Origin of the sequence: Steroidobacter flavus (assembly GCF_042651805.1) — a bacterium.
Taxonomy (GTDB): Bacteria; Pseudomonadota; Gammaproteobacteria; order Steroidobacterales; family Steroidobacteraceae; genus Steroidobacter; species Steroidobacter flavus.
Genome location: NZ_JBHSDU010000003.1, coordinates 1,365,463 through 1,386,430 on the forward strand (window position 1 = coordinate 1,365,463; position 20,968 = coordinate 1,386,430).

Here is a 20,968-nt window from a genome sequence, read left to right on the forward strand (position 1 = left end):
CGGGGGATTGCTGAGGCTACCATCGCCCACCTCGGACGGGGGCGCGGGGCTGACGCGGAATAACATGTTACGAAAAGGATTCTGGATTCTGGTGGCGCTGATCGGCGCCTTCGCGGTCGGCGGGATCGCGCTCCATCGCGGCGAGACCATCAACGCCATGTGGATCGTGGTGGCCGCGCTCTGCATCTACAGCCTGGGCTACCGCTTTTACAGTGCCTGGGTCGCCGCCAAGGTACTGAGCGTCGACCCGACGCGCGCCACGCCGGCACTGCGCCTGAACAACGGCCGCGACTTCATGCCGACCCATCGATGGATCGTGTTCGGCCATCACTTCGCCGCCATCGCCGGCCCCGGACCGTTGATCGGTCCCACCCTGGCGGCACAGTTCGGTTACCTGCCCGGCACGTTGTGGATTCTGGTCGGCGGCGTGCTCGGCGGTTGTGTACAGGATATGACCATCCTGTTCCTGTCCACGCGGCGCAATGGTCGCAGCCTCGGACAGATGGCGCGTGACGAGCTGGGCCCGGTCGGCGGTTTCGCCGCCATGCTCGGCACGCTGACCATCATGATCATCCTGATCGCGGTGCTCGGCCTGGTCGTGGTCAATGCGATGAAGCACAGCCCGTGGGCCACGGCGACCGTGTTCGCGACCATCCCGATCGCGGTACTGGTCGGTGTGTATCTACGCAATATCCGACCGGGCCGCGTGCTGGAGGGATCGCTCATTGGTCTGGCACTGCTGTTGTTCGCCGTGGTCGGCGGCGGTTGGGTCGATTCGCATCCAGCGCTGCGCGAGCTGTTCAATCTGCAAGGCAAGCCGCTGGCATGGTTCGTCATCGGCTACGGATTCATCGCCGCGGTTCTGCCCGTGTGGTTGCTGCTCGCGCCGCGCGACTACCTGTCCACGTTCCTCAAGCTCGGCACCGTGATGCTGCTGGCGTTGGCCGTGATCCTGATGCGGCCCGAAATCCACATGCCCGCGGTCACGCAGTTCATCGACGGCAGCGGCCCGATCTTCGGGGGCGCGCTGTTCCCGTTCGTGTTCATCACCATTGCCTGTGGCGCGATTTCCGGCTTCCACGCCCTGGTCTCGAGCGGCACGACGCCGAAGCTCATCGGTAACGAAAGCGATGTGCGCCTGATCGGCTACGGCAGCATGATGCTGGAGTCGTTCGTGGCCATCATGGCGATGATCGCCGCGACCCTGCTGCAGCCTGGCGTGTACTTCGCAATCAACAGCGCGCCCGGCATCGTCGGCGCCACGGCCGAGGCGGCCGTCGCCACGATTACCAGCTGGGGCTTCCCAGTGACCGTCGACCAGATGGCCTTCCTCGCCAAGGAAATGGGCGAGTCGACACTGTTCGCCCGCACCGGCGGCGCACCGTCGCTGGCCGTGGGCATGGCCAGTATTTTCTCGAGTGCGTTCGGCGAGAGCATGCTGGCCATCTGGTACCACTTCGCCATCATGTTCGAGGCGGTGTTCATCCTGACCACGCTCGATGCCGGCACGCGCGTCGGCCGCTTCATGTTGCAAGATGCGCTGAGCCATGTGTGGAAGCCGATGGGCGAGACGAGCTGGTATCCCTCGGTGCTGATCTCCAGCGGCCTGGTGGTCGCGGGCTGGGGTTACTTCCTGTACATCGGCGTGGTCGATCCCAACGGCGGCATCAACATTCTGTGGCCGTTGTTCGGCATCGCCAATCAGCTGCTGGCCGGCATCGCGCTCAGCGTCGCCACCGGCATCCTGATCAAGCAGGGCAAGTTGCGGTTCAGCTGGGTTACGGGTGCGCCGCTGTTGTGGCTGGCGATCGTCACCACGTCAGCCACTTGGGAAAAAGTGGTCTCCAGCGACCCGCGCATCGGTTTCCTCGCGGCGGCAAATCAGATGGCGGCCAAGCTGGCGTCCGGCGCCATGCCGCCCGAACAGGCCGCGGTCGCACCTCAACTGATCTTCAATCAGCGCCTCGACGCCGTGCTCGCGGTGCTGTTGTCGGCGATTCTCTGGGTTGTCATCGCCGATATGGTGCGTGTTAGCCTGCGTGTCATGCGTGGCCAGCCAGTGCCTCCGAATTCGGAAGCGCCTCACGTCCACATCGGTAGCGTCAAGCTCGGCGCAGAGGCAACTTGAGCATGCAACGACTGACATCCTTCCTGGGCCGGGCCTGGCGCATGATCCGGTCGCTCGCCACCGATGACGCTTACGACAAATATCTCGCCCATCACGCCCACGCACACGCCGGCTCGGCGCCGATGAGCCGGCGCGCGTTCTACATGAAGCAGCAGCAGAGCAAATGGACCGGTGTGTCGCGCTGCTGCTGATTCACCGTATTAATACTGATCGGCGTAGATAGCAGGTATCTGTGCCAGGACTGCGCCGCCTTGCATTGTTATGATGCACGGTCTTTTGCGCAGGCCGACTCATTGTGACCGAAATCAACGCCGATACTTGGACCTGGAATCGATTGTCCCGCGGTGAGCCGACCTTCTGGTTGAACACCGGTCGCCCCATCCCTCACGAAACTCCGCCGAGCATCGGCTTGCGCGACGTCGAAGACGCCCGCGCCCGTTGGGAACGTTTCGCGCCACTGCTGAAAGCGCTGTTTCCGGATCAGATCCCGGACGGGATCATCGAGTCGCCGCTGCTGGCCGTGCCGAAGCTCGCGGCTCGCTTCCTGCCGGATGAGCATCGTGTTGCCAGCTCCCGCGTTTTCGTGAAGGCCGATCATGCGTTGCCGGTGGCAGGCAGCGTCAAAGCCCGCGGCGGAATTTATGAAGTGCTGTGCCTGGCGGAGCGTGTCGCGCTCGCCGAGAAAGTGATCCGCGACTATCAGGACGATTACGCCAAGCTCGCATCATCCGCGGCGCGTGAGAAGTTCGCGCGCTATCGATTGCTCGTTGCGAGCACGGGCAATCTTGGATTCGCCGTCGGCACGATGGGCCGTGCGCTTGGATTCGAAACGACTGTGCACATGTCGAGCGATGCGAAGACGTGGAAGAAGGATCGTCTGCGCAAGCTCGGCGCCATCGTGGTCGAACACTCCGCCGATTACACCAGCGCCGTCGCCGCGGCTCGTGCCGAAGCCGAGGCCGCCGACAACGCACACTTCGTCGATGACGAGCAGTCGCTCGAATTGTTTCTCGGCTACTCGGTGGCCGGACTGCGCGTGGCCGATCAGCTTCGCAAGCTCAACATCGAAGTCAGCGCGCAACGCCCGCTCTGTGTTTATCTTCCGTGCGGCGTCGGCGGCGCTCCCGGCGGCGTATTGTTTGGATTGCGCGCAGTGTTCGGCGATAACGTCTGGGGCTTCTTCGCCGAGCCGACCGCATCGGCCTGCATGCTGATGCGCTTGATGTCACATCTGCCGCCCGAAGCCTCCGTCTACGACATCGGTTTGGACAACCGCACCGAAGCCGACGGCCTCGCCGTGGGCCGTGCCTCCGAACTCGTCGTCGCCGCCGTCGGCGAACACGTCAAAGGCGCCTTCACCGTCGCCGACGACGAAATGTTCCGCTGGGTCGCCCGCGCTCACCGCGAAGAAGGTTTGCGCCTCGAACCTTCCGCCGCCGCGGGCTTTCCGGGCGCGCTTCAGCATGTATGGTCACTGGCCACGACGGACGCCGCGCGCAAGCAAATCGAAGGCGCCACGCATGTTGTTTGGACGACCGGCGGCAGCATGGTGCCGGAGGAGCAGTATCAGGCGATGCTCCAGCGCGGCCTCGGACTGACACGGCTGGATTGAGCGAATGCTTTGCAGCCCTGAGGTCGCGAAGTGCGACCTCAGGGCCTCTGACCTCAGATCGTGAATCCCTGCTTGGCGATCGGCAACTTCCTCAGCCGCTTCTTCGTCGCCGCATAGATCGCATTACAAACCGCCGGCGCGACCAGCGCGACGGTCGGTTCACCCATGCCGCCCGGCTTTTCGTCGCTGTTCAGCAGATGAATTTCGATGCTCGGCGCTTCGTTGATCCGCAGCAGTCGATACTTGTCGAAGTTCGTCTCCTGCACCTTACCGTTCACCACGTTGATCTCGCTGAACAACGCCGCGGTCAAGCCGAAGATGATGCCGCCCTCGGCCTGGGCCTGAACGATGCCGGGATTCACCATCTGACCGCAGTCGATAGCGCAGACAATGCGATGAACTTTGAGCTTGTCGCCGTCGAGTGAAATCTCCGCGACCTGCGCGAGATAAGTATCGTAGCCCGACATCAGCGCCACGCCTTGATACCGCCCTGCCGGCGGCTGGCCCCAGTTCGCCTTGTGAGCAGCGGCGTCCAGCACGGACAACCAGCGCGGCTGCTTGCCCAACAGCGACCGACGAAACTCGACGGGATCCATCTGGGCTTCGGCGGCCAGCTCATCCATGAAGCTCTCGACGGTGAAGCAATTGAGTGCATGGCTCACCGAGCGCCAGTAGCCCACCTCCAACCCGACTTCGTGTTGCAAATAATCGATGTGCAGATTCGGCACGTCGTACGGAAAGTTATGAGCCGCTTCGACCGCGAACGGATCGGGCGTTCCTTGAGGCACCGCGCCCGGCGCCCATCGTGACGTTATGGACGGCGCGACCAAATGGATCTTCACCGTGTTCAACTTGCCATTGCCATCGAACGCACCCGACAGCGTATTGCGTGCGGGCGGACGATATTTGTCGTGAGTCGTATCGTCCTCACGCGTCCATAGCAGTTTCACCGGCTTGTTCATCGCCTTCGCGCATTCGACCGCGGCGGGCACGAAATCGACGTCCAGCCGACGACCGAAGCCACCGCCGAGGAACGTCGTGTGCACGAACACCTTTTCCGCCGGCAGCCCGGACGCTTTCATGGCCGCGGACTGAGACATCTGTTGCACCTGAGTGGGCGCATACACATGACAACCATCGTCGCGAAACTCGACCGTGCAGTTCTGCGGCTCCAGGGTTGCGTGCGCGAGCAACGGCAGTTCATAGGTCGCCTCGACGCGCCGGGTGTTTTCTTTCCAGCCCGCGTCGACATCGCCTTCCTTACGAACATCCAGTCCCTTGCCGCTCGATGCTGTCTTCAATCCCGCATAGATGGAAGCATTCGTGAGCTTCGCGGCCGCGCCTGGCGCCCACTGAATATCCAATGCATCGCGCGCCGTCTTCGCCTGCCACCAGGTATCGGCAACGACCGCCACGCCCGACGATGTTTGTAACACCTCGCGCACGCCCGGCATCGTCTTCGCTTTATCCGCGTTGAAGCTCTTCACGCTGGCGCCCAATTCAGGCGGCTGCGCGAGCGCCGCGTACAACATGCCGGGCAAGCGCATGTCGATACCGTACTGCGCGCTGCCGTCCACCTTCGACGGCGTGTCCAGTCGCGGCAAAACTTTGCCGACGTATTTGAACTCGTTGTGTCCTTTGACCTGAACGTTCTGCGGCGCCGGCATCGCGGCGGCCGCTTCGGCCAACTCGCCGAAGGAAGCACGACGACTGGTAAACAGCACGTAGCCATCGGCGACGGTGCACGATTGTGGTGGCGCGCCCCATTCTTTGGCCGCGGCCGCGATCAAGCGCGTGCGCGCTTCGGCACCGGCCATACGAATCTTGTCCCACGCTTCGCGAACGCTCGTGCTGCCGCCGGTCGCTTGTGCGCCGAGCAGCTTGTTCACGTATTCGTTCCCGGGTGGGGCGAATTCAACTTTGATGGTGGTCGGCTCGACGCCCAGCTCTTCAGCGAGCAACGTCGGCAGCGCGGTGTACACGCCCTGCCCCATTTCCGATTTGTCACAAAACATCGTGATGGAGCCGTCGGTGCCGATCTGCAGCCAGGCGTTGGCCTTGACCATCTTCGGCGGACCGGAATGTTTCGCGACTTGTTCCGGTTTGCTACAGCCGGGTAAGTAACAAGCGACGACCAGGCCGCCCGCGGCGGCCGCGGTCGACTTGATGAATCCGCGACGGGACAGATCGCCGATAACTGAACGAGATGAAGTAGCCATGTTAGCCAGCCTCCGTACCTGTATGCCCGGAAGCGCTCGCGGCGGCTTTGTGAATTGCCTTGCGAATGCGTGGATACGTTCCGCAGCGACAGATGTTGCCGCTCATCGCGGCATCGATGTCCGCATCGGAAGGTTTCGGATTTTGTTTGAGCAGCGCGACCGCCGACATGATCTGGCCGGACTGGCAGTAACCGCATTGAGGCACATCGATTTCCATCCAGGCCTTTTGCACCGGATGACTGCGATCGGGCGACAGCCCCTCGATGGTCGTGATGGACTTGCCGGCGACACTCTCGACCGGCGTGATACAGGAGCGGGTCGGCGCCCCATCGACATGAACGGTACAGGCTCCGCATAGAGACATACCGCAGCCGTACTTGGTCCCTGTTAGCCCCAGCGAATCCCTGAGTACCCAAAGAAGTGGCGTATCCCCGGACACCTCCACGTCGCGTGGCTGACCGTTGACCGTGAGCTTAATCATGTAGAAATCCTCACCGGCTTAAAGTTGTGCGGCCCGAATATAGGCCGGCTGGAACAATTTCACACTCCGTATCCTGCACCGCAAAAGCCGCAACTGAATGGCCCGGCTGAACGAACAAGCTACGGACATCCAGTTGTCGTTGGCCCGCGACGCTTCTTGTCGGAATGTTTGACACGTTTTAGCAGGCTGTGTAATTAACCGCAGCTCGTTCAACTTGAGGAGTGTGCCGATATGGCGTTGTGGAAAGATCAGTACGGCAGGGAACAGAACACCCCCGATCCCGCCCCGGAAAAAACCGTGGCGACGGTCGCCAGTGTCGATACGCCCCGTACCCCGGCGCCGGCGGCTCGTCCTGCTGCCGCGGTCGATACCAAGGAATCAGTGCTGGCCGCCGGCCTGACCATCGAAGGCAAAATCGAAGGCTCCGGCAACGTCCGCGTTGCAGGTAATTTCAAGGGCGATGTGCATGTGCAAGGCAACCTGACCATCGAGCAGGGCGCCAAGATCACGGGCAGTGTCCGCGCCCACACCGTCGTCGTCGGCGGCGAGCTGGAAGGCAACATCGATGCGGCCACTCGCGTCGAGCTGCTGCAGACCGGCGTGCTGAACGGCGACCTGAAGGCTGGTTCGCTGACTGTCGCCGCTGGCTCGCGCATGCGCGGCCGCGCGGAATTCGGGTGGGATGAGAAGGGCGGCAAGTAACACGTGCCCTCGATAAGTCCGGGACGCGCGACTGCCTACGGCAAGACGCGCGTCTGCCCGCACTGTAAGTCGACGATTCTCGAAAGCGCGAGCATCTGCCCGGCGTGCAAGCACCACTTGCGCTTCGATCCCAAGGCCGTCGCGGAACAGCGGGCGAAAGCCACGTTCTCGGCCTTGCGGGTCGAAGGCGCGTTCCGACATCCGGCGGAAGGCGAGCCGTGGGAGTATTCGATCGTCATCTCGGTACGCAATGACCGTGGCGAGGAAGTGGAACGCAAGGTCGTTGGGGTCGGCGCGCTCAACCTGAATGAGGGCAGGACCGTCACGTTGTCTGTCGACGTGTACAAGCCGCCGGAGAAATAACGCAAACTGGCGCCATGCCGCGTTTGTATCTGGTCAGACATGCCAAGCCGGCCGCGTCCTGGGGCGAAGACCCCGACCCGGGCCTCGACGACACCGGCTTGGCTCAAGCGCTCGCGACCGCCGAAGAGCTCACGCGCTCGTCATCGCGACTCCCGGTCTATTCCAGCCCGATGCGCCGCTGCCGCGAGACCGCTGAACCCCTCACGCAACTGTGGTTTTGCGAGGCCGCGCCAATGGCGTCGGTCGCCGAGATCCCCTCGCCTCCGATTCCTTTTGCCGCACGCCGCGACTGGCTGATCGCATCCATGCGCGGCACCTGGAAACAGCTGCACGAGAGCGCGCCAACGGGATCGATCGATTATCTCCAATGGCGCCGCGAACTGGTGACATCGCTACTGGCCATCAAACACGACTGCGTCATCTACACCCACTTCATCGCAATCAACGCCGCCGTCGGCGCGTCACAGAAAAGCGATGATGTCGTGTGCTTCCGTCCGGATCACGCATCGGTCACGGTCATCAGCAACGACAAAGGCCGCCTGCGCGTCGTCGATCTCGGCCGCGAGGCGGATACGCTGGTTCTCACTCGACCGTGAAGTGTCTGACACGCCACGAGGCAGGCAAAAGACTCGTGATCCAGGCCGCGCAATTTTCCGTCCAATGACCGGCGACCGGAATGTCACCGCGCACCTATAATCCCGCGCGCTAAACCTAAAGAGCCCAGGGGGCCGGAGAATCGCCATGAGCCTGTCACTGTACGACGCTTCCATTCCCACATTTCTGCATTCGTTGCGCGCCTTGAAAGCCATCCTCGAGAAGGCTGTGGCGCACGCCGAAGCACGCAAGTTCGATCCGAACGTATTCGTTTCGATGCGACTGTATCCGGACATGCTGCCGTTCGCCCGGCAGATCCAGATCGCCAGCGACTCGGCCAAGGGCGCGGCGGCGCGTCTGAGCGGCACCGAGCCGCCGAAGTTCGAAGACAACGAAACCACGATGGCCGACTTGATCGCACGCGTGACCAAGACCATCGATTATCTGGAAGGCTTCAAGCCGGAGCAGTTCGCGGGCGACGACAATCGGGTCATCACCATCAAGACGCCGCGTATCAACTTGAACTTCACGGCGGTGAATTTCGTGCGCCACTGGGCGCTGGCGAACTTCTTCTTCCACACCACGACCGCGTACGCACTGTTGCGTCATGGCGGCGTGGAGATCGGCAAGCAGGATTACCTGGGGCCCGTGCCCCAGGTCTGATCGTTTCTATCCGTTCGAACAGGAGGGGCCGGCTGCACCAGCCGGCCCCTTTTTATTTACTAGCGCTCGAGCTTGTACAGCGTCACGGTGCCGCTGATCTCGTTCGCGACCACCAGCAATGGCAAGCCGGTCGGGCTGTCCTTCGCATCGATGAACAACAGGCCTTCGGGGCCCAGATCCCCGGCGGCCGGCGCGTTGTACGGATCGACCGAGAAGTCGCGATTGTTCGTGTAGCCCACGAACACCGGCACATGCGGATTGGTGATGTCGTAAGTCATCACGCCGCCCGTGCGCTCCAGACCGATGAACGCGTAACGCCGCTCGCCGACCGTACCCACCGCGAGACCTTCCGGCTCCGGACCTTTGTTGTCCGAACGGCTGTCGAAGGTGCGATCGTCGTTGCTGGCGTTGAAGAACGCCGGGTTGCTGGCCGCGGTGATGCACTCGAAGTCGCTGCCGCTATCGAACACCTGGATGCCGTTGGCTTTCCAGATCGAGAACGAACGACCGCCCAGCGTGTAGAGCTTCTCGTACAAGCCATCGCCGTTCGCATCGCCCAGCGTCTTGGTCACATTCAAGCGACCGAGGTTGCCGGCCTTCTGCAAGTCCGCCGCGTTCGGGAACGCAACCGGATCCAGCGTCAGAGCGCTCACACGCGATTCTTCGGCGAAGCCGGGCCAATCGCGAGCATCACCTTCATTGGCGGTGACCAGATAGGTGATCTTGCCGATGTTGAACGAAGCGATCGAGTCCGGCTGATACATGCCGAACACCGGCCAGTTACGAATGTTGATGGCGCTGTCGCGATCGGAAGCATCCAGGCCCGGCACCTTCAACAAGCCGAGCGTCGGCTTCTCCGGCACATAGCCCGGCGCGATCGTGAACGTGCCCGTGGCATTGTCGATGACGATGCCGGCGACGCCGAAGTCGTTGTCGTTTATCAGCGCGAGCTGACCGTTGTTCATCACGGCCAGGCCTTCGATCTTCTGCACGGACGCGTAGCCCGCGGACGGCAGATCGACGTGCAACGTTTTCTTGACCGGCACGACGCCCACCGATGTGAGCTCCGCTGCGGTCATCTGATCGACGCTCTTCTGCACGCCGCCGACGGTGAACAGGCCGAGCGAAGAAATATCCGTCGCGCCATCGAGCTTGGCGGCATAGATCTTCTTGGTGATGGTCTCGATCGGATCGGCCGGCAGCGCATCGTCGTCACGCTCGACGACCAGGAAGCCGCCGCCCGGAACCGCCGCGACATCACCGATCTTATCGGCGCGAGTGTCATCGGCGCTCACCGACGCCGGGTTATCCATGATGTACAGGAACTGACGAGTGGCGCGCGTGTTGGGATCGTATTCAACGACGCGCACGTTCTTCATCGCGTTCAGCTGAGCGTTGGTCACCGTCGTAGGATTGCGCGCCGGGCTTTGCACGAACGCGTAGACCTTGCCGTTCTGAATCGCAATGCCTTCCATGCCGCGATTCTGGCGACGCTGCGCGATCACCGCCGGCAGCGCTTCGACACCGTACTCGCCCGCCTGGCCTGGGGCCGGCACCGGCTTACCGGCAGCGGCATGCGTGCCGATCGGAATCAAACGTTCGATCAGCTTGCCGGCGCGGCTGAAGTGATAAATCGCCGGGCGATATTCGTCGCACATCCAGAACGAGCCGTCCTGGTCGATGGCAATGCCTTCGAGGTCCGCACCCTGCGGATCCAGCGCGGTCGGCTGACCGAACAAATCGACACCGACTTCGTCGTTGTACGGCAGGTTGGTGTCAGTGGACAGCACGATGTTAGGCAGACCGGTGAGCGGCTGACCGTTCGCCTGTTGCAACAGAATCTGTTCCAGCAAATCGAAATTGCCAGTGGCTGGATCGAGCGTAAAGCGCACCAGGCGCGGTGTGAATTCAGGCAGCAGGAACGGGCGGAGCGCGCCGGTCGGCTCGCCGTTCGGACCGCGATCGGTGTGAGTGATGAACTTCAACTTGCCGTCGCTGGTCGTGCCTTCGAAGGCCAGACCCGAGAAACCGCCGAGGTGCAGGGTCTGTCCGCCGACCGTCGTGCCGATCACCGGCAGCTTGTTCCACTCATAAGTGGACGCGGTGAACGGCAGCTCGCTGTAATCCTTGTAGCCCAGGGCCAGCAAGTTATTCACCGTGCCGGTCTTGAGGTCGATCTCGGCGATGGCGTTGTTTTCCTGAAGGGTCACATAGGCCAGACGCGAGTCTTCAGTGACCGTGATGTATTCGGGCTCGAGGTCCTGCGCGACGCTGGCACCGGGACCGTAGATGCGAATGCCCTGAGCGCGCAGCTTGGCTTCTTTGCCATTGAACTGCTGGAACGTCACTGTGCGCACATCGCTGTCGCTCAGCTTTTTCCAGTCGATCGAATTGCGCGGCACCGGCACGATGCTCACGGAACCTTCCGGATCGACGTGGCCTGCGCCGTAGCCGCTCGGCTCGCCTTCGTTGGCCGTCAGCACGCTGCTGCCATCGGGAGTAAACGTGATCATGTCGGGCAACGCGCCGACCTGCACGGCTTTGATCAGCACGCCGTCGGTGTCGTAGAACGCGACATGGCCGGGATCAGTCTTCGGATCGCTCTGGATTGCAACAGCGACCACGCCGTCGCGCACAGCGACGCTGTTCGGCGAGCCGAGGACGGCGGTGTTGATCGTCGTAACTTTGGTCGGGCTCGACGGATTACGCACATCGAGAATGTCGACGGTCGAGGTCTGAGCATTCACCAGAAACAGACGCTGGGTCGAAGCATCGAACGCAACGATTTCCGCCGAGCCGACTTCGCCGGCATCGTAAGTCCCGAGCGGTGTGAGCTTCAGGCTCCCCTCATCGGCCTGTTGAACGGCATCGTCGGCGCTGGCCGGTAACGCACAATTGAAGAGGGCAACTGCGACGGCCGCGGCCACGCAGGAACGAGACGCTCTGGACATGAAAGCTCCGGATTGCGGGAGTGTTGTTTGAATGCCGTGCCTGCGCCTCGTCCGTGAGGCGGCAACTCCGTGCCCGGCTTATACGGGAGCTATTCTTGCTTTCGATGTATGACGCTTTAATGACAGGTCAGCGTCCGATCTGCGTCTGCGACAGGCGACTGTTAACAGCTTCGACAGCCCATCATCAGCGCGAGCGATGCCTGCACTCTTTGCAATTGCTGACGACTCAGCAAGCTGCTCAACATCTTGATGAAATGCGGATGCTGGGCGCCTGAAACGATGTACTGCCAGCGATACGCACGCTGCATGGTGTCGCGAATTTCCTGTTGTTCGGCCGGCGAGAAGCAGCGCTCACACAAGCGCATGAAATAACCCGCGTCGGCACATGACTGGGTGCTCACAATCTCATCGAGCATCCGGAGCAGCGAGATGAAATCATCCACCGCGATGTCACGCTCTCCGGCAGAGAGATTCCGGTCCTCGCGATGCCATTCGATCTCATCCATGACCGCGTGCTGACATTCTTCCAGCCAGTGGAAACGGAACACGTCGCGATACAGATCGGACAGATCGTCGTCGCGCTCGATGCTTTCCCGATAGTGCGCCTGGGTGAACAGCTCGATGTGACAAGTCAGGGCCAGCACCGCCCAGGTGGACTTGCTCAGCACGGTGCGCGCCACTTCGTTGGCATCGGCGATCAAGGCATAGCCGCCAGGCATGCGCGAGGCAATCGCGGCTTCGATGCGACGGAACAGCTCCTGATGTTTGAGCTCTTCATCGCTGAATCGCACCAGCCCTTCGAGCGCGACCTGATCGCCCAGCACGTGCTTGCCGGCCAGCTCCAGCGTCTTGGCACTGATGAACCGCTCCACCAATCCGAACAACGTGGCATAGCTGCGGCCCTGCACGTGACTCATGGCGCGCTTCTCGTCCGGCGTGAGGAACGCCAGATCGTTCACCTTGGTCAGGCCGTCGGGCAGGAACTTCCGGCGGAAATCGAACGCCCGACCGCGAAACACGTCGGCATCGATATCCCAACGCACTCTTTTGGACGCCTTGATGCAACGGGCATAGCGGGCGCGGTCGGAGTTTTCCTGGAACAGTTTTTCGGCGGCGGGCGACACCACCATGGCGGCTGCGGCACTCATACGTTTGACTCGCGAGCGGTTTTTCAAAGTGCGCGCATGTTGCAGATTTATGGCAAACGGCGCATGAGGCAGAAGGCTCATTCGCGGCGCCATAGAGCCGGGACAAATGTCCTAATTGAATGACTCGGGATCGGGCATCCTGCCGCGACCCTCGTGCGACTCGCAAAAGGCGTGACTTTTGCTCCTCGCTCGCCGCCTTCGGCGGCGCGGGTACATCCTGTACCCGTAGCCCTTCTGGGCTATGCGACCCCTCGGTCGCGGGCTACGACGATGGCCCGGGCGCGCGAGTCCACGCCCAGCTTCTCGAAAATGTTCGTCAGATGATTGCGCACCGTTTTCTCGCTGATGAACAAACGGCGCGCGATTTCGCCGTTGGCAGCGCCCTGAGCAACCAATCTCAGGATCGCATTCTCACGAGCAGTGAGTTCCGAGAGATCTACCGGCGCGGCCTGGCGATCGGCACTCGGCGCCCCGGCGATGCCCATGTATTCATTGAAGGTCTCGCAGAACCGGGTCCAGGCCGGCTCGCTCTCGGTGAGAATGTGGTTACGGCTTTCCAGCGTCACGAAAGTCGCGTTGGGAATCTCCGCGGCGAGCAATCGGCCTTGATCGAAAGGAATGCGCGCGTCGTTACGGGCATGCACCACGACGGTCGGCACTTTCACTTGGGACAACAGCGCTCGCACGTTGATCTGACCGAACGCCTCGATGATGCGGGCGGCGATTTCGGGCTGCGTAGTGGTGCGCATGAGATCCGAGAACCAGCGCACCTGCTCGGCGGTGGCGTCCGGGATGAATAGAGACGCGAACAACAGACGGAACGCGGGATTCTCCTGGCCCCAGCCCTGACGAATCAGCTCGACCAGCGCTTCGCCGTGCCGGCGGGAATCTTCGCCCCGTTGTGCCCAGCCTTCCGCGTAACAACCATACAAGAACAGTTTCGTGACCCGCTCGGGATGGCGTACGGCGTACTCGATACAGGCGGCGCCGCCTTGTGAGATGCCGAGCAACGGAAATGTTTCCAGGTCGGACGCTTCGATGAGCGCTTCGAGGTCGGCGACCTGGGCGGCGTGCGAAAGATCGGCGACATCCCAGTCCGACAAGCCACAGCCGCGCGGATCGAAACGAATCAGCTGGCGCCCGGCCGAAAGAAACCGGAACCAGTGCCGCCACACCGGGCTCTGCCAGTCGAACTCCAGATGCGACAGCCAGTTCGCCGACTTCACCAGCGGCGGTCCCTGCCCCGAGGTGGCGACCGCCAGGCGCGTGCCGTCCGCGGATTTGATGAATCGAATCGTTTGTTGCATGGGGACGCCCAATCCGTCCCCAGAATAACAAAATGTATACCGCCGCGACGGGGTGACCGCCTAAACCGCCCTTAAGGCCAGGGCCACCGGCAAGCGCGCGGCCCGCATGGCAGGGAATAAACCGCCCAGCACGCCGATGACGCAGGCCCAGACCACGCCGAGAACCATCAGCTGAGGGCTGACGGACAGCTCGAATACCACCTGGCCCAAGCCGCCTGCACCGCCGAGTGTGCTCACGGTATTGCCATTGAAGAAAGCCCACGCGAGCAGCGCGCCGATCACACCGCCGATCAATGCCAGCACCAGCGCTTCAGCGAGAACTGACATGACCATAGCCGTCGAGCCAAATCCGAGCGCTCGCAAAGTTGCGATCTCCTGCAAGCGGGCACTCACGGCCGAGTACATGGTATTCAGAGCGGCAAACACCGCACCCACCGCCATGATGCCGCCCACCACGTAAGCAATGATGGAAATGATGTTGGTCATGGTCTTCGACTGTTGCTGGTAGTACTCGCGCTCTCGCACGACATCCACCGCCAGCGCCGGGTTGGCGCTCAACGAATCCTTGAACGCTTGAAACGACGACGGCGACTCGAGCAACGCAGTGACACTTTGGAACGCGCCGCGCCGGTCGATGGAGTTCAATGTTTCAGCGTCCGTCATCAACGACGATTCGTGCGCGTCGCCGCCCGTCTCGAACACACCGACGACCTTCCAATTCGCGCCTCGCGACCTGACCACGTCGCCGACGTTCAAGCCTTTGAACTGAGCGTGCGCCGACTTGCCGACGATCACCTCGGCCACGGCCGGTTGAAACATCCGCCCTTCGACGATCTTCAGCTCGGGACGCACCTGAAGCATCTTGGGACCGACGCCTCGCAGGATGGCGCTGACCTCGGCGTCGTCCGCCTTCTTGTGCAACATCAGGATGCGAAAGTTCTCGGCAGTCAGGATGGGCTCGCCGTTCGCGTCGCGCTTGATGCCCGCGCCGTCGACGATCAGCTTCGCCGAATTGCGATCCAAGGCACTCGACGTCTCGGCGACCGAGCCATTGCGCATGACGATGGCGCGATCGTCACGCCCCGTGTTTTCCATAGTGCGAATCAACCCCGTCGACATCGCGAGCACCGAGACGAGCACGGCGACCACGCCGGCGATGCCAATGACGACGACCAGCGAAGTGCTCACCCGCTGCGGCAGGCTGCGGAAATTCATCGCGGTGACCGCGCCGATCTGACGGAACATTTTCATGGCGCGCTCCCTATCAGCGTCCAGCCAACGCGTCGACGATGTTCAGCTGGCGCGCTCGCCACGCCGGCGGGAAGCCGCTGACGAAAGCGACCACCACCGCGATGCCCGCGCCCATGCTCGCTACGAACATTGGCATGGAGAAATTGCCGAACAACTTCTGCAACGCCGGCGATTCGAACACCAGCGCGGCCAGCCCAATGCCTACCGCGGCAGCAAACAAACACAACAGCAGCGACTCGGTCAGCACCAGCATCAGCACCTTCGTGTCCGAATAGCCGAGCGTCTTCAGGACGGCCAACTCGTTGGTGCGCTCACGCACCGATTGCATCATCGTGTTCGCGGTCAGGAACAACAGCGTGAACAGCACGGCACCGACGATCGCATTGGCGATGAAGTTGATGTCGCCCAATTGTTTGAGCTGGGACTGCGCCAGCGCCGACTCGGTCTGCGTGCGCGTCTCCACCGACGAGTTGGCGAACATGTCGTCGATCTGGTGGGAGATGCTCTGCGCCTGCTTGGGATCGTTCAAGGAAACGATGTAGTAATGGAGCTCGCCCGTGCCGAACTGCCGCGCTTCGTCGAAGTAGCTGTAGTTCAAATAGAACGATGGAAATCCTGCGCCATACGCCGCGGCGTCGAACGTGCCGACGATGTCGAACTCCCAGGTATTGCTACCCGCCTTGGTGGTCCAGATGGACGTGCCGATCGGCACGCGGTCGCCGACTTTCCAGCCGTGCTTCGCGGCGAGCGCGTCGCTGACCAGCGCGCCCGTGCGGGTCTTCGCCATGGCCTCGACATACTCGGGCTTGATCTTGATTTCCTTGTAGACCTTCATCAGCTCGACCGCATCGGTCGCGAACGCCGGCACGGGATTGCGAGCATCCTGGTAGTAGCCGCCGAAATAGGCCCACATCGAGACCGCTCGCACGCCCGGCACATTGCGAATGCGTTGCAAATATGAAATGGGCATGCCGTCGGTCATGCTGGTGCGCGCCGAAACATACAAGCGATCCACATCCAGGCGCGCCAGCGCGGTGCTGAAGCCTTGGTTGATCCCCTGTAACAGCCCGAACAACAGGAACGCGATCACGATGGAAATCATCGTGAACACGGTGCGCGTTTTCTTACGCCACAGCCCGGCCCAGACGAGGCTGAAATATTTCACGCCGCGCGCCTCGTATCATTGGTGAGCAGGCCCTTGTCCAGATGCAGCTCGCGCGAGGCGTACTCGGCGGCCTTCGGATCGTGCGTCACCATGACGATGGTCTTGTTCTGACTGCGGTTCAATGCCTTCAGCAGATTCATGATCTCTTCGGCGTTCTGCCGGTCGAGGTCGCCGGTAGGCTCGTCGCAAACCAGCAGCGTGGGATCGGAGACGATGGCCCGCGCGATGGCGACGCGCTGTTGCTGACCGCCCGACAATTCATTCGGCTTGTGCCGGGCGCGCTCGGCGAGCCCGACCAGCTCCAACGCGACCTGCACCCGCCGGCGGCGCTCCGACTTGGAAAGATCGGTCAGCAGCAACGGCACTTCGACGTTGGCCTCGGCGGTCAACACCGGCAGCAGGTTATAGAACTGGAAAATGAAGCCGATGTGCCGGGCGCGCCAGTCCGACAGGCTGCCGCGCGAGAGTTGATCGATACGATCGCCCGCGACCAGCACTTCGCCGCTGGTGGGCTGATCCAGGCCGGCGACCAGATTCAACAAGGTGGTCTTGCCCGAGCCGGACGGCCCCATCAGCGCCAGGAACTCGCCGGGCTCGATCGTCAGATCGACCCCGTGCAGGACCTCGACCTTTTGCTTGCCGCGAACATAGCTCTTGGTGACATTGCGCAGGGTCACGAGTGCAGTCATGGCACGGATCCGCTCGGCTATTGAAGGCGCGGCAGTGTAACCACTCGAGCGGCGAGACGTCAGGGGTGTGCCGGCGAATTGCGGCTAGCTGCCGGCGGTGCCGTGGCTTTTCAAGCTGTGGCCGGCTGCGCCTGCAATCTCTGCTCGCGAATCGGCAAATTCGCAATTGCCGCCAACAGCGCCAGCCCGATGTCGGCGTACCACATCCATTGATATGAGTTGGTCTGCGACAGCACCACGCCGCCGAGCCACGCACCAAGGAAGCCGCCGATCTGATGCGACAACAGCGTGAGCCCGAACAGCGTCGCCAGATAGCGCGTACCAAACAACTTGCCGACCAACCCCGCGGTCGGCGGCACGGTCGCCAGCCATGTCACGCCCAACGCAGCGGCGAATATGTAGATGTTCAGGGCCGTCTTCGGCATCACCAGATAAATCGCGATCATCAAGGCGCGGCTCGCATACACCCACGCCAGCAGATATTTCATGCGGTAACGCTGACCCAGCCAGCCGATGCCGAGGCTGCCGACGACGTTGAACAAGCCGATCAAGGCGAGCGAGTTCGCCGCGACATTCGGCGTCAACCCACAGAGCTGCAAGTCGCTGGGGAAATGCGTGACCAGGAACGCGATGTGAAATCCGCAAGTGAAGAAGCCGGCGTGCAGATACAAGTAGCTCGGATTGCGCATCGCTTCGCGCAACTGATTGCTCAATGTAATGTGACCGGCGGCGACCGCATGGGTCGCGCTGCTCGCAGCGCTCGAAGCCGAGCGAACCAACGGCAGCACCAATGGAATCGTCAGCAGAGCCGCGAATGCCGTAGCAAACATCGCGCTCGCCCACCCCGCTACGCCGATGATGAATTGCACGAGCGGTGCGAACACAAACTGACCGATCGAGCCGCCGGCATTGATGATGCCCGCCGCCATCGAGCGCTTTTCCGCCGGCAGGCGTTGCGAGGCGATGCCGATCAGGATCGAAAAGCTGCCCGCCGCCGCACCCGCCGCTGCGATCACGCCCATGGAGAGCAGGAATCCCGAACTGGTCGTCATGAACGGCGTGATCGCCGCTCCGAACGCCAACAGCAATGCGCCGGCGATGATGACTTTCGGCGCGCCGTATTTATCGGCGATGGCACCGAACACCGGCTGGGCCGCGCCGAACACGAACTGACCGATGGCGAGCGCGAAGCTGAAGGCGACGATGGAAATGCCGGTGCTCTGCGTGATCGGCAACAGAAACAAACCGGTCGTTTGCCGCACGCCCATGGTGATGAGCAGAATGGCCGCTGCCGCGAGAATGAGTCCAAACGTGCCGGCGGAGACGTTGGACTGAGAGGCGGTGGATGTGCTCATAAGGCGCGGAAGTATTGCGCGTTCCGTGTGCATCTCACCAGTCGCTTTTAGACGTGATGCAGTCATCACTCTGATGATCGAATTTCCGGTAATGCTGCAATCGATGCCACGCTCCCTTATGATCGCGCGCTTTTATTTAAGGATGGCTGGCAGATCATGAAGATCTCTTCAATCATGGTGGTGCGCGTCGCGGTCGCGGCCATGTTCGTCATTCACGGCGTCATGCGAATCGTCGAGAACGCCGTGGGCCCGTTCGGCCCGTTTCTGGAATCGCAAGGCTTACCGTTCGGGCTCGCCTGGGCATGGGCGGTCACGCTCATCGAGATCGTCGGCGGCGTCATGCTCGCGTTAGGCCGCTACACCGCGCCGCTCGCGGCTTATTTTATTTTTCAGACCGCGCTCGGCATCTGGTGGGTGCACTGGAAGGCGGGCTGGTTCGTGGTCGGGCTCGGCCGCAACGGCATGGAATACAGCGTGCTGATCATCGCGTGCCTGATCGCGGTGCTGTTGGGGAAGAAATAGTTCAGGCCGTGGCCGCCACCACTCGCTTGGCTTGATTGCGCAGCTTACGACGCAGTTCGGTGGGCTTGACGATATCGGCCTCGAACACCAGGTCGAACAGGATGCGCAGCGCCGCTTCTTCACGCTCGAAATCCAGCGTCACTGGTTTGCGGCCCTTGTAGTTCTCGCCTAGCGGCTCGAGCCGCGAGCGAAACCAGTTACCGAAACTGTCGAGCAGTTGCTGCTTGCCCTTGGCCGAGATGTTCAGATCCACCGGAAACGTCACCGGTGGATTTTTCTCGAACTTCTCGCACCAGACGTTCCAGAATTTATGCAGATCGAAATCGGCATCGCGCGTGAACGTCGTGCCTGTCGTCTGCAGCGACAACATGCGCGAGATCCTGAACACGCGCGTCTCGCGCTTCACCCGGCCGATCAGGTACCAGGTGTCGACTTTGACGACCAGCGCGTAGGGCTCGACCAGATATTCTTTTTCTTCGCCGTTACTGCGGCGGTAGTTGATGTTGATGCATTCGTCCTTCCAGATCGCGGCACGCAGCGTATCCAGGTAAGGCGAAACGGAATACGAGCGGAACCAGGGCTTGGTATCGAACAGCAACCGGCCGCGAGCATGCTGAGCGCGCAGTTGATGCATCGTCGGCACGGCGGCCGCGAGCTTGTCGAGCGCGGTCCGAGTGGGAGCTGCTAGATCTTGAACGCCGATGCCGGCCGGACTCGCAATGAGCGCGAGCGCTTCAGCTTCGCCTGAGGAAAGACCGGTGAGGTCGGAGGTATAACCTTCGACGAGTCGAATCCCCCCGCCGCGCCCCTGCTCGGTATACACCGGCACGCCCATGGTCGAGAGGGCGTCGATATCACGAAAGATCGTGCGAACCGAAACGCTCAACCGTTGAGCGAGCTCACCCGCGGTGAGTGCCTGAGCCCTCTGCAGGGCCATGAGAATGGCAATGAGTCGTTCGGCGCGCATGTCGGGATTACAACCTCAAACGCTGACATAGTATGTCAACGTAGACGTCAACCAAGACGCAAAACGCTTACATCGCAACCCTCGCCCAAGGCAGGGCGACCGCGCGCGTCTTGCTCGTGCCGCCCGCGCCAGCGAGCAAATTTATTTCTTAAGCCCCCTCGCCCTTGAGGGCGAGGGGGTTGGGGGTGTGGTGTTGTTTAACGAACGCCCATGAACGCCGACGTATAGTCCGCCTGGCTGCGTCGAATCGCTTCGTACGCATCCTCGCGGCCATACACATGCGTAATCTCGACTGCATGATCCGGCGAGCCCGGGGCGTGCTTGTATGTGAGGAAGTAGTGACGAACTCGCTCGATCACCGACTTCGGACACTGGGAAATGTCGGTCAGGTGACCGTACAGCGCGTCGTCGCGCATCACCGCGATGATTTTGTCGTCAGCTTCGTTGTCATCGATCATGCGGAGGCCGCCGATCGGAATGGCCTGCACCAGCACGTCGCCGTGGCCGATCGACTTCTCGGTCAGCACGCAGATATCCATCGGGTCGCCGTCGCCCTTGATACCGGTCTTGCCAGTGCGCTCTTCGCAATAAGCAGCGACCCGCTCGGCGCACAGCGTGCGCGGCAGGAAACCGTACAGCGACGGGCAGATGTTCGAGAAGCGCTGGGGTCGGTCGACCTTGAGCAGGCCGGTGGCCTTGTCGAGCTCATACTTCACCGTGTCGGTGGGCACGATCTCGATGTACGCGGTCACGCGGGACGGGGCGTCGGCGCCGATTTCGACGCCATGCCAGGGGTGGGCACGGAAAGCGGAAGGAAACATGGTCGACATGGATTACAACTAGTGGACTGT

19 protein-coding genes are annotated in these 20,968 nt (G+C 61.9%); 8 read left to right on the forward strand and 11 right to left on the reverse strand.

The annotated features are described in order from the left end of the window. The first annotated feature begins 64 nt into the window (after positions 1 to 64). The 3 genes from ACFPN2_RS11505 to ACFPN2_RS11515 all read left to right on the forward strand — a co-directional run bounded on the left by ACFPN2_RS11505 (position 65) and on the right by ACFPN2_RS11515 (position 3,740). The gene (locus tag ACFPN2_RS11505; protein WP_380596745.1) at positions 65 to 2,128 is read left to right on the forward strand and encodes a carbon starvation CstA family protein; all 2,064 of its coding nucleotides are present in this window, start codon (positions 65 to 67) and stop codon (positions 2,126 to 2,128) included. Between the two features lie 2 nt (positions 2,129 to 2,130). After that, positions 2,131 to 2,319, forward strand: coding sequence for a CstA-like transporter-associated (seleno)protein (locus tag ACFPN2_RS11510; RefSeq protein WP_380596746.1), 189 nt, complete (start codon positions 2,131 to 2,133; stop codon positions 2,317 to 2,319). Between the two features lie 104 nt (positions 2,320 to 2,423). Beyond that, positions 2,424 to 3,740 (forward strand): D-serine ammonia-lyase, encoded by a 1,317-nt coding sequence (locus tag ACFPN2_RS11515; protein ID WP_380596747.1) that lies wholly within the window; start codon positions 2,424 to 2,426, stop codon positions 3,738 to 3,740. A 53-nt stretch (positions 3,741 to 3,793) separates the two neighbouring features. Here ACFPN2_RS11515 and ACFPN2_RS11520 read toward each other — a convergent pair whose 3' ends face one another. Together ACFPN2_RS11520 and ACFPN2_RS11525 are read right to left on the reverse strand one after the other, a co-directional pair. Then, positions 3,794 to 5,959: a xanthine dehydrogenase family protein molybdopterin-binding subunit gene (locus ACFPN2_RS11520; RefSeq protein ID WP_380596748.1), complete on the reverse strand. Its 2,166-nt coding sequence runs from the start codon at positions 5,957 to 5,959 to the stop codon at positions 3,794 to 3,796. Between the two features lies 1 nt (position 5,960). Further along, complete coding sequence (locus ACFPN2_RS11525; RefSeq protein WP_380596749.1) at positions 5,961 to 6,440, reverse strand: (2Fe-2S)-binding protein; 480 nt, start codon at positions 6,438 to 6,440, stop codon at positions 5,961 to 5,963. A gap of 231 nt (positions 6,441 to 6,671) precedes the next feature. Between ACFPN2_RS11525 and ACFPN2_RS11530 the strand changes: the two genes are divergently transcribed. The 4 genes from ACFPN2_RS11530 (at position 6,672) to ACFPN2_RS11545 (ending at position 8,762) form a co-directional block, all read left to right on the forward strand. Then, entirely contained in the window at positions 6,672 to 7,142 is a 471-nt protein-coding gene (locus ACFPN2_RS11530; protein WP_380596750.1) for a bactofilin family protein, read from the forward strand. Positions 7,143 to 7,154: 12 nt separating this feature from the next. Beyond that, positions 7,155 to 7,505 carry a hypothetical protein gene (locus tag ACFPN2_RS11535; protein ID WP_380600109.1) on the forward strand — a complete coding sequence of 117 codons (351 nt, stop codon included), beginning with the start codon at positions 7,155 to 7,157 and terminating at the stop codon, positions 7,503 to 7,505. A gap of 14 nt (positions 7,506 to 7,519) precedes the next feature. Then, complete coding sequence (locus ACFPN2_RS11540) at positions 7,520 to 8,101, forward strand: histidine phosphatase family protein (protein WP_380596751.1); 582 nt, start codon at positions 7,520 to 7,522, stop codon at positions 8,099 to 8,101. Between the two features lie 145 nt (positions 8,102 to 8,246). Then, entirely contained in the window at positions 8,247 to 8,762 is a 516-nt protein-coding gene (locus ACFPN2_RS11545) for a DUF1993 domain-containing protein (protein ID WP_380596752.1), read from the forward strand. Between the two features lie 59 nt (positions 8,763 to 8,821). Here ACFPN2_RS11545 and ACFPN2_RS11550 read toward each other — a convergent pair whose 3' ends face one another. The 7 genes from ACFPN2_RS11550 to ACFPN2_RS11580 all read right to left on the reverse strand — a co-directional run bounded on the left by ACFPN2_RS11550 (position 8,822) and on the right by ACFPN2_RS11580 (position 18,628). Then, entirely contained in the window at positions 8,822 to 11,713 is a 2,892-nt protein-coding gene (locus tag ACFPN2_RS11550; RefSeq protein ID WP_380596753.1) for a choice-of-anchor I family protein, read from the reverse strand. Positions 11,714 to 11,874: 161 nt separating this feature from the next. After that, positions 11,875 to 12,861: a hypothetical protein gene (locus ACFPN2_RS11555; RefSeq protein ID WP_380596754.1), complete on the reverse strand. Its 987-nt coding sequence runs from the start codon at positions 12,859 to 12,861 to the stop codon at positions 11,875 to 11,877. Between the two features lie 239 nt (positions 12,862 to 13,100). Further along, positions 13,101 to 14,168: an alpha/beta fold hydrolase gene (locus ACFPN2_RS11560; RefSeq protein ID WP_380596755.1), complete on the reverse strand. Its 1,068-nt coding sequence runs from the start codon at positions 14,166 to 14,168 to the stop codon at positions 13,101 to 13,103. A 60-nt stretch (positions 14,169 to 14,228) separates the two neighbouring features. After that, the gene (locus ACFPN2_RS11565; RefSeq protein ID WP_380596756.1) at positions 14,229 to 15,419 is read right to left on the reverse strand and encodes an ABC transporter permease; all 1,191 of its coding nucleotides are present in this window, start codon (positions 15,417 to 15,419) and stop codon (positions 14,229 to 14,231) included. 13 nt (positions 15,420 to 15,432) lie between these two features. Then, positions 15,433 to 16,584, reverse strand: a complete 1,152-nt coding sequence (locus tag ACFPN2_RS11570; protein WP_380596757.1) for an ABC transporter permease — start codon at positions 16,582 to 16,584, stop codon at positions 15,433 to 15,435. After that, entirely contained in the window at positions 16,581 to 17,273 is a 693-nt protein-coding gene (locus tag ACFPN2_RS11575) for an ABC transporter ATP-binding protein (RefSeq protein WP_380596758.1), read from the reverse strand. The genes ACFPN2_RS11570 and ACFPN2_RS11575 overlap by 4 nt, the downstream gene beginning before the upstream one ends. A gap of 110 nt (positions 17,274 to 17,383) precedes the next feature. Next, a complete protein-coding gene (locus ACFPN2_RS11580; RefSeq protein ID WP_380596759.1) occupies positions 17,384 to 18,628 on the reverse strand; it encodes an MFS transporter in 1,245 nt (414 codons plus the stop codon). Between the two features lie 156 nt (positions 18,629 to 18,784). Between ACFPN2_RS11580 and ACFPN2_RS11585 the strand changes: the two genes are divergently transcribed. After that, positions 18,785 to 19,150, forward strand: coding sequence for a DoxX family protein (locus ACFPN2_RS11585; RefSeq protein ID WP_380596760.1), 366 nt, complete (start codon positions 18,785 to 18,787; stop codon positions 19,148 to 19,150). Position 19,151: 1 nt separating this feature from the next. Here the strand turns inward: ACFPN2_RS11585 and ACFPN2_RS11590 are convergent, their stop codons facing one another. Continuing rightward, entirely contained in the window at positions 19,152 to 20,117 is a 966-nt protein-coding gene (locus ACFPN2_RS11590) for a helix-turn-helix transcriptional regulator (protein WP_380596761.1), read from the reverse strand. A 197-nt stretch (positions 20,118 to 20,314) separates the two neighbouring features. Continuing rightward, positions 20,315 to 20,938, reverse strand: coding sequence for an inorganic pyrophosphatase (locus ACFPN2_RS11595; RefSeq protein ID WP_380596762.1), 624 nt, complete (start codon positions 20,936 to 20,938; stop codon positions 20,315 to 20,317). Between the last annotated feature and the right edge of the window lie 30 nt (positions 20,939 to 20,968).